Raw genomic sequence first — 12,883 nt, 5'->3', positions numbered from 1 at the left:
GGATACGTGAAATTACCTGGTCAATTTTCAACCGGTACAATCAGGCTTTTCTGGTCAATTTCCGACCGGCGTCAACATATCAGGTCATCACGCATGAAAGTGACATTCATCTCATCCTTGCACTTACTTACCTGCTTTTTGTTTTTGCGATGGGAAGCATATCGCATCGGCTGTACCACACCATCTCGGAATCACTTAAATTCCGCTTCGAAAATTTCGACCTGTTAAAGCGTCTGATCCAAGCCAAGGATCGCCAGAACGCGATCAATCGGGTTTTACAAACGCAAATCGCAGAAAAAGACCAGTCGCAGAAAACATTACAAACTGTCAAAGAACAATTGGAACAACGTGTCATGGAGCGCACGGAAGCACTCGCCTTAGCCAATGATATTCTGCATCAGGAAAAAGAGCTCTTTCAAGTGACTCTAGCCAGTATCGGGGATGCGGTGATCACCACCGATTCCAGCGGAAAAATTACCTATTTAAACCCGGTCGCAGAAATATTCACCGGCTGGCACAACCAGGAAGCAAATGGTGCGCCACTGCAGGACGTTTTTAACATTCTGAATACGGCAACCCGGAAGCCCGTTAAAGACCCGTTTGCCGAACACTTAAGTAAATCCGGGAGTACCAAAGACCATCACGAGTGCCTGCTGATCCGTAAAGACAAGCAAGAATGGATTATCGATTATTCCGTCGCACCGATTCAGAATGAGCAAGAACACGTGATCGGAGCAGTCCTAACTTTCCGGGATGTCACAGAACAACGCAAGATAACGCAAAAACTCGTCTATCAGGCAACGCATGATTCGCTGACTGGTCTGTTGAATCGCAAGGAATTTGAAGCCCGCCTCAGCAAAATCCTGGCATCGACGCGCAAAAATGACATGCATGCGCTGCTGTATCTCGACCTGGATCAGTTTAAAATCATCAATGACTCTTGCGGGCATAGCGCCGGAGATGAATTGTTGCGCCAGGTGACCGTTCTGTTCCAATCCAAGCTGCGTACACGGGATACGCTGGCACGGCTCGGCGGCGACGAATTTGGCATTATTCTGGAACATTGCCCGCAAAATGAAGCAGTACAAGTCGCCCAGACTTTGCGTGAACTGGTGCAGAACTATCGCTATCACTATCAAAACAAGACGTTCACGATTGGCGTCAGCATCGGATTGTTCCCCATCACCCACGCCAATGAAGGTCTTGCCCATGCACTCAATGCAGCCGACAGCGCGTGTTATGAGGCCAAAGATCAGGGACGGAACCGGGTTCATGTGTATCAATCGGCTGACAAGCAGCAAAAATCGGGTGAGCTGCAGTGGCTGCCGCGTATTCAACAAGCCATTGCCGATCAGCGGCTATACTTGTATTTGCAACCAATCCGGGCGATTTCCGGAAAAAATGGCTTGGAGGAACACGGAGAGATCCTGCTGCGCCTGAAGGATGAGCACGGCCAATTGATCATGCCGGGCGCGTTTCTTCCCTCTGCCGAACGGCATGATCAGATGCTGATGATCGATCGCTGGGTAATACAGCAATTGTTCAAATTACTCAAGGCGCACGCTCGCCAGCCATCCAACGCCGTTTACACCATCAACTTGTCCGCACAAGCGCTTGGAAACACGGATTTTCTCAATTTTACAGTGGACAGCATCAGAGCCAGCAAAATAAATCCTGCCAATATCTGTTTTGAAATCACCGAACATATTGCACTGGCTGATTTAAAGCATGTCACGCATTTTATTTCAACCCTCAAAGAATTGGGTTGCCGTATCTCCATCGACAATTTTGGCAGTGGCGTATCGTCATTCGGTTATTTGAAAAACTTCCCGCTGGATTATCTGAAAATCGACGGACGGCTGATCAAGGATATGGCCACCGATCCGATTGATCATGCGATGGTCGAATCGATCAACCGCATCGGACATGTCATGCGGCTCAAAACCATCGCCGGATGGGTCGAAAACGCCCAGACATTGCAACTTCTGGAAAATATGGGTATCGATTATGCACAGGGATTCTGGCTCGCTGAGCCGCAGCTATTTCAGTTCAGTTCGGAAAAATCTTTAAGTGTGTCTCAGAAAGCAACACCATCAGCAAATACTGGTAAGTGATGCCGTAGGATTATTTTCGTTGCTTCAATATGCTAGCCACTAAATACGGACACTAAAAACTGTCAAAATTTTAAGTATCACAAAATATGCTAATACAGTGATCAGGGATGCTAACAGTAGACTGAGCCAGAAGTTAATTTCCATCCGGATTAACAGGGGTAACGTCACAAAGAAAGCCAAAGATGGCAATACCAGCCAAAAAATATTTTGAGAAAGTACCGAGATTTTTTGTACATCACCGGTGTCCAAATACAGTCAAATAAAAGCCAGAAGAGAAATCAGTGGCAAAGAAGCCAAAATAGCAGCCCAAAGAGAGCTGCGCTTGGCAAGCTCGGAAACAACCACGATGATAATGGCAGAAACTAAAATTTTAAGTGCATAGGCCACATTATGTTTATAAACATTTAATTAGAATTAGACAAATACAAGTTAGAACACAAAACTAAACAAGTCAATCTATAATATCGAGATTATTTGTTCTTCGCTTGCCAGATTCTCTCCAACACCCGCAAAACCGTCTGACGCGGCGCACCAATATTCAACCGCATAAACCCTCTGCCTTCCGTACCGAACAGAATGCCCGGACTCATACCGACCCCCGCTTCATGGATGAAGAAATGCTTCAGTTGCGCGTCGGTCCTATTCCATGCCCGGCAATCCAGCCATAATAAATACGTGCCTTCGGATTTAATGACTTTGATTTCCGGCAAGTGTTCGGCCAGAAAGGATTCCACGCAATCGCGCGTATCACGCAGATAAATCAATAGTTGTTCCAACCAAGCTTCCCCTTCGCGGTAGGCGGCTTCAAAGGCGGCGATGCTGAACGGGTTGGATGCGCTGATATGCAGCGTGTTAAACACTTGTGTGACGGCGTTGCGGATGGATTGATCGGGAATAATCAGCGTGGACAGGTTCAATCCGGGAATGTTGAAGGTTTTGCTCGGCGCGACAGCGGTGATGATTTTTGCAGTGTGTTCCGCAAAAGCGGCCAATGTGTGATGTTGATTGCCGGGGTAAATCAAGTCGGCATGAATTTCATCGGAGAAAATGATCAGATCATTTTTCTCAGCGATCTCTAGTAGCCGCTTCAGTTCAGCAGGTTGCCAGACTCGGCCGACTGGGTTATGCGGCGAGCAAAGCAATAGCAGTTTCGCTTCCTTGGCGCATTGCTCCAGGTGGTCAAAATCGATGGTGTAGCGGCCATTTTCCAGATGCAGCGGATTTTGGATCAGTTTTCTACCGGTTTGGGTGACGGCGGAGAAAAACGGGAAATACACCGGGGGTTGGATGATGACGGATTCGCCGGGTTGCGTAAACGCCATCACCGCCGCATTGATAGAGGGAACCACGCCGGGACACAGAATGATCCAGTCACGCTGTATGGGCCAGCCATGACGCCGCTGCATCCAGCCAATCAGGGCATCGTATAAACTGTCCGGGAAAAGCGTGTAGCCATAAATCGGGTGAGCGGCACGTTCATTCAGGGCCCGGGTGACTGCGGGCGGCGCGGCAAAATCCATGTCGGCCACCCACACTGGAATGACGTCGCTTTTGCCAAACATGTTTTGCCGCCCGTCATACTTGACGCTGTGAGTGCCTTCGCGGTTGATTTCGTGGTCAAAATCAAAACCACTACTCAAGCAATCTTCTCCCAGATCGTGACTTCTGACAGCGTATGCTGGAATTTACGCTTGGTCTCACGAATGACAAAAGGCACGGCTTGCGGGCCTTGAATCAAGCGGAAATGACTGCTCAGAATTTCTTTCAGGCCGTCCAAGGTGGTGAAATTTTCTCCATCGCGCTTGAATCCGCCGACCCAGGCTTCTTTCTTCGTGTGTTCGGCCAACCAGGTGTACGGCGAGGTGATCATCAGCAAGCCGCCGCTATTGATGCGCGTGTGAATACTGTTGAGCAATTTGGCCGGATCGTACAGACGATCGATCAGATTGGCGGCGAGAATTAGATCGTAACCGGTGAAAATAGGTTTCAGGTTGCACGCATCGCCCTGGAAAAACTCGACCTTGTGTTTGATCGCGTCCAGTCCCAGGCTGGTCAGTGTGCGTTCCTTGTAGGATACCAGTTCGCCCTCGTCGGTCAGCGTGTAGCGCAATATGCCTTGCTGCACCAGTTGCACGCCTTGACCGATGAAGCGCGCGGAGAAATCTATGCCGGTAACGTGATCGAAAGCATGCGCCAATTCAAATGTGGAACGGCCGGATGCGCAACCCAAATCCAGCGCCGTGCGTTTTGGCCGGTTACCCATCGCAGCGATGGCAATTTCTGCCAAGGCTTTGGGGAAATTCGGCACATCAAAATAGGTATCGCCATAATGAAATTCAGCATACTCCGACAGCAATTTGTCAGTTTCATAGTTGGAACTTTGCAGAATCGCCGGTGTGTCGGTGACGACATAACGAAATCCCGCATGCTGAAAGAAATGCCGGCGAAATGCGTAACGTGCGCTGCGTAGCGTTTCATTGCCGCAAGCAACCCAGGAACCGCCCTTGATAAGATTGTGCTGATTGTCAAAAGTGGGCGTGGTGAAGTCGTCATACAACGTATGCACATCAAAACCGGCAAAGGGATAAGTAGGCGTTTCAGTCCATTGCCAGACATTACCGGTGACATCGAAAAATTCACCCTGCGGAAATTCGGTCACCGGGCAACTGGATGCGTAATAATCCAAATGCAGATTGCCAGCAGCCGGTGTATTAACCGGCACCTCGGATAACTGGGCGACATCGTACAACCGATACCATTCGTCTTCCGTCGGCAATCGCACAGGTTGTCCGGTGGTAGCCGCTTTCCAATTACAAAACGCTTTTGCCTCGTGATAATTGACCTCGACCGGCCAGTCCCACGGCATCGGCATTTCTTCGGTCATCACCCGCAAATACCAAGCGCCGTCTTTGGATACCCAGAAAGCGGGATGTTCAGCCAGCGTAAATTTTTTCCATGAACGGCCTTCTTCCTGCCAAAAACTCTCCGTGTGGTAACCATTGGCTGTTACAAAAGGTAAAAATTCCTGATTACTGACCAGAAATTTACTCGCCTGGAACGCGGAGATATCCGCGTTGTGCAAGCCGTATTCGTTATCCCAGCCATAATGCGAGTGATCGGTTTTGCTTTTGCCGATGGTCACAGTTCCGGCTGCAACGGGAATCAGTTCATTGGTTGGCCCGGTTCCGGATTTGCGGCAAGGTTGCCAATCCGGATGCGGTTGCACAAATTCAAGTTTATGTTGGCGTATCAATACGGAAGAGGTTTCCAGATGGATACGTTCATGTTCGATGCCCATTAGAATCGGCCACCAAGGACTGTCCCAGGTGATTGGTAAAGTCAGCGGCATCGTGGCAATCAATTTATCGACCACGGCTCGCATGGTTTTGCGATAGGCACGCACTTCTTCCACGGCAGGCCAATCATAATGCGCACTATCCAGATCGTCCCAGCTCATTTCATCGACACCGACAGCAAAAATCGATTCCAGTCTGGGATTGATGCGTTCGGTAATGAGTCCGGCGAGAATCAGCTTGTTGACAAAAAATGTGGCCGTGTGTCCCAGATAAAAAATCAAAGGATGACGGAGTGAAATGGGTTTTTTATAGTAGGCTTCATCATTGCGCAGTGTTTCAAAAAGCTGCTCATAACAATTCAGCGTGGCGTGAAAATACGTACGTATCTCTTCACGTTTCAAGTTGACATCGGCGCCGTCAAGTAATGGTGTTCTTTGAAATAATGGTTGTGACATATCGTAATTTTTAACGGATTGTTCGGTTCTTTGGCCGGTATTATAACGCCTCAAACTTTTTAGATCATACCCAATCGGGATAAAAGTCATTTATCCTTGATCGATCGCGCTTAAAATGAAATGAAAATAATGGATGAAGCCACTTTAATTCTTGTCTGCAAAAAGCCCGCGCCCGGTATCGGCAAACAAAGATTGGCAGCGAATTTAGGCAATGGAATGACCCAAAAAGTTGCTGAGGCATTATTGGCTTGTGCGCTGGAAGATGCCTGTGACTGGCCAGGTCCTGTGGTGATTGCTCCTGCCAATGTGGAGGATGTTGATTGGGCGCGGGCTTTTTCAGCACCGATTCCTTCTTCAGTGACAATTGTCCCTCAGGTAGCAGGGAATCTGGGACAGCGGCTGAATGCACTGGATCAAACATTGCGTGCGCAAGGCATGAAACAATTGGTATTTATTGGTAGCGATTCGCCCGGTTTGAATACAACAGATTATGCTGCCACACGCGCCGCATTGCAGCACGCAGATATAGTGTTGATCCCCGCGCTGGATGGTGGCGTTGTGCTGATGGCCAATCGGTATGCATGGCCGGATTTATCGGCTTTGCCGTGGAGTAGCGATCAACTGGGCGCCGCGCTCATCGATGCTTGCCGTACAGCAAAGCAATCTGTGAAAACACTCGGACATGGCACCGATGTGGATGAAATGGAAGATCTTGTTAGATTGGTTACTTTGCTGCAACGAGATTCACGACCGGCGCGTTGCGCACTGCTTGAACTGACAAAAAATATTATTTCCACCCTGAAGATCGCCAATGCTTAATTTCAGTATCATTGTCCCTTGTTTCCATGATGAGGAAAAACTGACGTGTTTGCTCGCGCAATTGCAAAAATTACCACACAAACCTTTGGAAATCATCGTCGTGGATGCTGCCAACAGTGAATCTTGTGTAGAACTCTGTGCACAATTTGCGGCAAAATGGATAGCCAGCGAACCATGCCGCGGGCAGCAGCTTCTAACCGGTGCCGCGCAGGCAAAAGGCGATGTTTTGTGGTTTTTACATGCCGACGCGCTATTATCAGCAGATCCATTGACGGCAATGACAAAAGCAATTGAGCAAGGCGCAACCGGCGGTTATTTCCGCTTTCGCTTTGCCGCATCGCGTTCTTGGCCGGTGTTTATCCTGGAACCACTGATTGCCTTGCGTTGCCGAATAGGGGTTCCGTATGGCGATCAAGGGATTTTCATCGCACGCCCGGTTTATCAGCAAGTGGGCGGGCATGCACCGTGGCCGTTGTTTGAAGAAGTGCCTTTGGTACGCGCTGCACGCCGCTTTGGCAAGTTTTTACCGTTAACCGCGCCGATTTTTATCGATCCACGGCGCTGGCAGCGCGATGGCTGGTGGCGGAGAACCTGGCATAATCGCAAGCTGGCCTTAAATTTTATGTGCGGCGTCACACCCCAGGAGTTGGCTTCACGTTATCATTCTAAAAGTGGCTCTTGAATGACATAATGACGCTAACCATCCAATTACAAGGAATACCATGCAAGAGATTGTTCAAAAATATTATGGCGAAACGCTGACGGGCAGCCAAGATTTGCAAACCAATGCGTGTTGCACGGATGCAGGCTTGCCAGATTTTGTAAAACCTTTGCTGGCGCGCGTGCATGCCGAAGTGCAAACACGCTATTACGGCTGTGGCCTGGTTTTGCCCGAGTTACTGCAAGGTTTGACCATTCTGGATCTGGGTTGCGGCGCTGGGCGAGACGTTTTTGTGCTGTCCCAACTGGTGGGGGAAACAGGACAGGTCATCGGCGTGGATATGACCGAAGAACAACTGGCGGTTGCGCGTCAGCATGAAAAATATCACCAAAAGGCTTTTGGCTACAAACGCAGCAACGTCCGTTTCCTGCACGGTTATATCGAGCGATTGCACGAGCTTGAATTAGCCGATGCCAGCGTGGATGTGATTGTATCGAATTGCGTGATTAATCTGGCTCCGGACAAAGCGGCGGCGTTGCGCGAAGCTTTCCGCGTCTTGAAGCCCGGCGGAGAACTGTATTTTTCCGATGTATACAGCGACCGCCGCATTCCGCTGACTTTAACCCAAGACCCGGTGCTGTATGGCGAATGCCTGAGCGGCGCGCTGTATTGGAATGATTTTCTGCAGTTGTCATGCAAACACGGCTTCACTGATCCGCGTCTGATTGACGATCGTCCCATTGACATTAGCAACCCGGAACTGGCGGAAAAAACGGGCAACATCCGTTTTTATTCGGCGACCTATCGCTTGTTCAAACTGCAGGATCTGGAACTGGCTTGTGAAGATCACGGGCAATCCGTTGTGTATCGCGGCACCATTCCGCACCATCGCCATGCGTTCCGGCTGGATAAGCATCATTTCATCGAAACCGGCAGACAGTTTCCGGTGTGCGGCAATACCTGGCGCATGCTGCATGACACACGCTTTGTCAAACATTTTGATTTTTACGGTAACTTTGATCAGCACTTTGGCATTTTCCCGGGTTGTGGCATGGGGATTCCATTTGACGATGCGATCAGGGTTGATCAGACCAGCGGGTGTTGTTAAACATGAATGCCAACGTCCTACCAACACCCGCATCGACTGAGCATCGTTCACGCTCCAAGCTGTGGTATGTCACACCCGATGACAAACCACGCGGCTTTATTCGTTCCCATGCTTTAGAAGAACTCTGGTTTCATACCGGTACCGCTTGTAATCTGGCTTGTCCTTTTTGTCTGGAAGGCTCCAAACCCGGCGACGACCGCTTGCAACTGATGCGTTTTGATGATGCCAAACCATTTATTGACGAAGCGTTGATATTGGGTGTCAAACAGTTTTCTTTTACCGGCGGTGAGCCTTTTATTAACAAAGACTTGATCCGCATTCTGGAATATACGCTGCAGCATCGCCCCTGCATGGTGCTAACCAACGCCACAGAACCATTGATTAAACGCTTACCGCAACTAAAACCCTTGCGTGAGCAGCCAAACGCTGTGCATTTTCGCGTTAGCCTGGATCATTTCTCAGCGGAACAGCATGACAAGAACCGGGGCGATGGCATGTTTTCGATGGCGTTGGATGGACTCTGTGCATTGCATGATATGGGATTCAGTGTATCGGTAGCCAATCAAGCCATCCCGGATTTGCCTGGCCATAAAGTCGCCAAATGTTTTGCGGAAGTTTTTCGCGGCGCAGGATTGCCGGAAAATCTGCCGCGCATCGAATTCCCCGAATTCCATCCGCCCGGTATCACAGTCACCGCACCACAAATTACGCACAGTTGCATGGTCGATTATCAGACCGATTCCACACGCCGGGAATTTATGTGCGCATTCAGCCGCATGGTTGTAAAGAGTGAAGGTAAATGCAGAATCTATGCGTGTACGTTGGTGGATGATGACGCCGATTATGTGCTCGGCACAACACTGGCCGCAAGTCTGAAAGTGCCGGTCAGTATGAAACATCATCGTTGTTATAGCTGTTTCCAGTATGGCGCTTCGTGCAGTGAAATGAAGCGATAGCCATGAAACGCCGCTGGGGGCTACTGATACTGCTCGGCTTGTTAGTCGGGTTGTTTTTCAGTTTTGACTTGGGGCGCTTTTTCACGCTGGAAACGCTCAAAGATCAGCATGAAGCATTACAACAAGCCTACCGGGCAGAGCCGTTTCTTGTGACCGGTATTTTCGCGGCAGTCTATATCGTCATGGCTGCGTTGTCATTCCCCGGCGCAACGGTTATGACACTGGCCGGTGGCGCGATATTCGGAGTATGGGTTGGTGTGCCGGTGGTATTGGTATCGGCCACGATCGGCGCCACACTGGCGTTCTGGACTGCACGTTATGTATTGCGCGATGCCGTGCAGCGCCGTTTCGGCGATCGGCTGGAAACCATCAACAAGGGCCTTGAGCAGGATGGCGTTTTTTATTTGTTTTCCTTGCGCCTGGTGCCTGTTTTTCCATTCTTTCTCATCAATTTACTGATGGGATTGACCAGCATCCGCAGCACTACTTTCTTCTGGATCAGCCTGGTTGGCATGTTGGCTGGTACCGCCGCCTATGTGAATGCGGGCACGCAATTGGCAGCAATCATGCACTTGTCGGATGTCATGTCTCCGGCATTAATTATTTCGTTTGTTGTGTTGGCGCTCTTTCCATGGATAGCCCGTTGGGGTATCGGGCTGATAAAAATCCGCCGCTTGTATGCGCGCTGGATCAAGCCACGCCAATTTGACCGCAATCTGATCGTAATCGGCGCCGGTGCCGCCGGATTGGTCAGCGCGTATATTGCAGCGGCAACGCGCGCCAAGGTCACCTTGATTGAAAGTCACAAGATGGGGGGCGATTGCCTCAATTACGGGTGCGTGCCCTCCAAAGCATTGATCCGTACCGCCACTTTCTTGCAACAGGCAAAAAACGCCCAATCACTGGGTATTGCACAGACCACTGTTCAGTATGATTTTGCCGCTGTAATGGATCGTATCCGGCGCGTGATCAAAACAATCGAACCGCACGATTCGGTAGAGCGTTATACCCAATTGGGTGTAGAAGTACTGCAAGGGAAAGCGAAAATGACTTCGCCCTGGTCGGTGGAAATCAATGGACAAACACTCACCACGCGCGCCATCGTCATCGCGACCGGGGCGCGACCGGTAGTTTCAAAAATTCCGGGATTGGAATCGGTGCGTTATTACACTTCCGATACCCTTTGGTCACTGACTGAACGGCCGAATCGCTTGATTGTGTTAGGCGGCGGACCGATCGGCTGCGAACTGGCGCAAGCATTTTCCCGGTTAGACTGCCAAGTAACACAGGTCGTGCGGAGTGACTGCTTGCCGCGCGAAGACGCGGATGCAGTAGCGCTGGTTAAAGCGGCATTGCAAGCGGATGGCGTAACCCTGCTGACGCAAACCGAAGCGCTACGCTGTGAGAAAGAAGGCGATGTGCAATATTTGACGGCACGCGGTACTGATGGCAAAGAAATCAAGCTGCCGTTTGATGCGCTGTTATGCGCCATCGGCCGGGTGCCTCGCACAGAAGGTTTTGGATTAGAGGAATTGGGTATCCCAGTTTCACCACAACGCACCATCGAAACCAACGCTTGGTTACAAACCATTTATCCCAACATCTATGCTTGCGGCGATGTCGCCGGACCGTACCAACTCACCCACACGGCCGCGCATCAAGCGTGGTATGCCTCAATCAATGCACTATTTAGTGATTTCAAACGCTTCAAGGTCGATTATTCGGTGATTCCATGGACAACGTTCACCGACCCTGAAGTCGCGCGGGTAGGATTGTCGGAAAATGAAGCCAAAGCACGTAATATCGCCTTCGAAGTGACGCGTTTCAATCTCGGTGATCTGGACCGCGCGATTGCCGACGAAGCGGCACAGGGCTTTGTCAAAGTACTGACAGTACCGGGTAAGGATCGCATTCTGGGCGTCAGCATAGCCGGCGCACACGCCAGTGATTTATTAGCAGAATTTGTACTCGCTATGAAACATGGCTTAGGCCTGAACAAAATTCTAGGCACCATCCATACCTATCCCACCTGGTCGGAAGCCAATAAATATGCAGCGGGAGAATGGAAACGTACGCATGCGCCGCAATGGCTGCTCAAGTTGGTGAAGAAATATCATACGAAGCAGCGAGGGAAAGAAAGTGCAACTGATTGAGGAATGACGGGTTCAAGGTGTGCTCATTTTGATGAGTAAGAATTCTTTAGTCAGGACCTGGAACCTGATTTCTAGTTGGGAGGTTTTTCTTAAGAGAGCCACGACGCTCCACAGTGTACCCTGCATGCTCTAGCACCTTCTTGCAGAGAACAACAAACGCCTCAACCGACATGTCGTTCTTGGCGTCATTCGTGCGCCACGCGCAGATTTTGAAACTCGCAGCGGTTGCTTCGGCCGCTACGTGATCTACGCTTGGTAGAAGTGCGAACCCTGCCTTATACGCGTGCCGTCCAAGCTCTGAGTCCTCGTTTCTGTATGTGCTGATCAGGCGCCAATCGAGTTCTTCTCCCGTGTAGGCGTCTCTTCCTTCCGAGTTGATGACGGCCTGATGAATGCTCTCTCGATACGCCGCACCCGTGCAGGTATGCCCTCTCTTTCTGTCACGCTTGACGTGAGCCGCCGCCCTGCCGAGCAACCAGCGCTCGTATGCTTGAGGAGTGACAGTGCCCTCAAGAAACGCCGGCATCGCGTGCTTCTTGCTCATAGTGGCTAACTAAAAGTAGACAGATAGCCAAAAAAGCAAAATATCTGCATAAATTTGTTAATTATTATAATTATCGCTAATAATCGATTTATTATAAATTATCATATTTTTACCCCCTCCTAAAATTTAGCAGATTACATCTTATCCAAGTTTGGTAATTCAGCAAGCACAAGGTGTCTCGCTCATAGCACCTTATCATCCATCACCCTAACCCCGGCCAATAATGACTGTCCGGCAACGGCCGTTTGCCGAAAATCGCCTGTCCGACGCGGACTACCGTCGCGCCTTCTTCGATCGCCAGCTCATAGTCTCCCGACATGCCCATCGACAGTTCGTCGAATGACAAACCGGACGGGGCTTCCTGACGCAACATGGCTTGGATGCTACGCATTTTGATGAAACATTCGCGCACCCGGTCGTGATCGGATGAGAAAATCGCCAGTGTCATGAGTCCTTTGATGCGCAGCGATGAAAAGTTGGGCAATTCCATGACAAAAGCGCGCACATCTTCCGGTGCCAAGCCAAATTTGCTGGCTTCGCCGGAGCTGTTCACTTGTACGTAGACATCAATGGCACGCCCCTCGTTTTGCAGACGTTTGTCGAGTTCTTCGGCGACTTTGAGGCTGTCGAGTGCTTGAAATTCGTTGGCGAAGCGCGCCAGATACTTGGCTTTGTTGGTTTGCAAATGACCGATGATCGACCATTTAATCGCTAAGTCTTTCATCACTTCGGATTTTTCACGCGCTTCCTGAATTTTGTTCTCGCCCATTTCGAGGC

Annotated in this window: 11 protein-coding genes; 6 read left to right on the top strand and 5 right to left on the bottom strand. The window is 50.0% G+C overall.

What is annotated here, in order from left to right; all coding sequences use genetic code 11:
• The coding region (locus K2P83_RS11910) for an EAL domain-containing protein (protein WP_292929467.1) at nucleotides 1-2,114 on the top strand (2,114 nt) is incomplete at its 5' end.
• A gap of 255 nt (nucleotides 2,115-2,369) precedes the next feature.
• Here K2P83_RS11910 and K2P83_RS11905 read toward each other — a convergent pair.
• The 3 genes from K2P83_RS11905 to ovoA form a co-directional block, all read right to left on the bottom strand.
• Nucleotides 2,370-2,501: a hypothetical protein gene (locus K2P83_RS11905; protein ID WP_292929465.1), complete on the bottom strand. Its 132-nt coding sequence runs from the start codon at nucleotides 2,499-2,501 to the stop codon at nucleotides 2,370-2,372.
• Nucleotides 2,502-2,584: 83 nt separating this feature from the next.
• On the bottom strand, nucleotides 2,585-3,754 hold the full coding sequence (locus K2P83_RS11900) for a pyridoxal phosphate-dependent aminotransferase (RefSeq protein WP_292929463.1): 1,170 nt from the start codon (nucleotides 3,752-3,754) through the stop codon (nucleotides 2,585-2,587).
• Nucleotides 3,751-5,865, bottom strand: a complete 2,115-nt coding sequence (gene ovoA / locus K2P83_RS11895; RefSeq protein WP_292929461.1) for a 5-histidylcysteine sulfoxide synthase — start codon at nucleotides 5,863-5,865, stop codon at nucleotides 3,751-3,753. Before ovoA ends, K2P83_RS11900 begins: the two co-directional genes overlap by 4 nt.
• A 120-nt stretch (nucleotides 5,866-5,985) precedes the next feature.
• Between ovoA and K2P83_RS11890 the strand changes: the two genes are divergently transcribed.
• Genes K2P83_RS11890 through K2P83_RS11870 form a run of 5 tightly spaced genes read left to right on the top strand, consistent with a single transcriptional unit; the run spans nucleotide 5,986 to nucleotide 11,562 of the window.
• A complete protein-coding gene (locus K2P83_RS11890) occupies nucleotides 5,986-6,684 on the top strand; it encodes a DUF2064 domain-containing protein (protein WP_292929459.1) in 699 nt (232 codons plus the stop codon).
• Complete coding sequence (locus K2P83_RS11885; RefSeq protein ID WP_292929457.1) at nucleotides 6,677-7,366, top strand: TIGR04283 family arsenosugar biosynthesis glycosyltransferase; 690 nt, start codon at nucleotides 6,677-6,679, stop codon at nucleotides 7,364-7,366. The genes K2P83_RS11890 and K2P83_RS11885 overlap by 8 nt, the downstream gene beginning before the upstream one ends.
• A gap of 40 nt (nucleotides 7,367-7,406) precedes the next feature.
• Nucleotides 7,407-8,453 carry a methyltransferase domain-containing protein gene (locus tag K2P83_RS11880; RefSeq protein ID WP_292929455.1) on the top strand — a complete coding sequence of 349 codons (1,047 nt, stop codon included), beginning with the start codon at nucleotides 7,407-7,409 and terminating at the stop codon, nucleotides 8,451-8,453.
• A gap of 2 nt (nucleotides 8,454-8,455) precedes the next feature.
• Nucleotides 8,456-9,409 (top strand): radical SAM protein, encoded by a 954-nt coding sequence (locus K2P83_RS11875; protein WP_292929453.1) that lies wholly within the window; start codon nucleotides 8,456-8,458, stop codon nucleotides 9,407-9,409.
• 2 nt (nucleotides 9,410-9,411) lie between these two features.
• The gene (locus K2P83_RS11870) at nucleotides 9,412-11,562 is read left to right on the top strand and encodes a bifunctional TVP38/TMEM64 family protein/FAD-dependent oxidoreductase (RefSeq protein ID WP_292929452.1); all 2,151 of its coding nucleotides are present in this window, start codon (nucleotides 9,412-9,414) and stop codon (nucleotides 11,560-11,562) included.
• A gap of 46 nt (nucleotides 11,563-11,608) precedes the next feature.
• Here K2P83_RS11870 and K2P83_RS11865 read toward each other — a convergent pair whose 3' ends face one another.
• On the bottom strand, nucleotides 11,609-12,106 hold the full coding sequence (locus K2P83_RS11865) for a hypothetical protein (protein WP_292929451.1): 498 nt from the start codon (nucleotides 12,104-12,106) through the stop codon (nucleotides 11,609-11,611).
• A gap of 202 nt (nucleotides 12,107-12,308) precedes the next feature.
• Nucleotides 12,309-12,883 (bottom strand): YggS family pyridoxal phosphate-dependent enzyme (locus K2P83_RS11860; RefSeq protein WP_292929449.1); only part of this gene is annotated, 575 nt, incomplete at its 5' end.

It is taken from the genome of Nitrosomonas sp. (assembly GCF_019752415.1).
In the GTDB taxonomy this organism is placed as follows: Bacteria; Pseudomonadota; Gammaproteobacteria; order Burkholderiales; family Nitrosomonadaceae; genus Nitrosomonas.
This window is presented reverse-complemented; position numbering and strand designations above follow the sequence as displayed.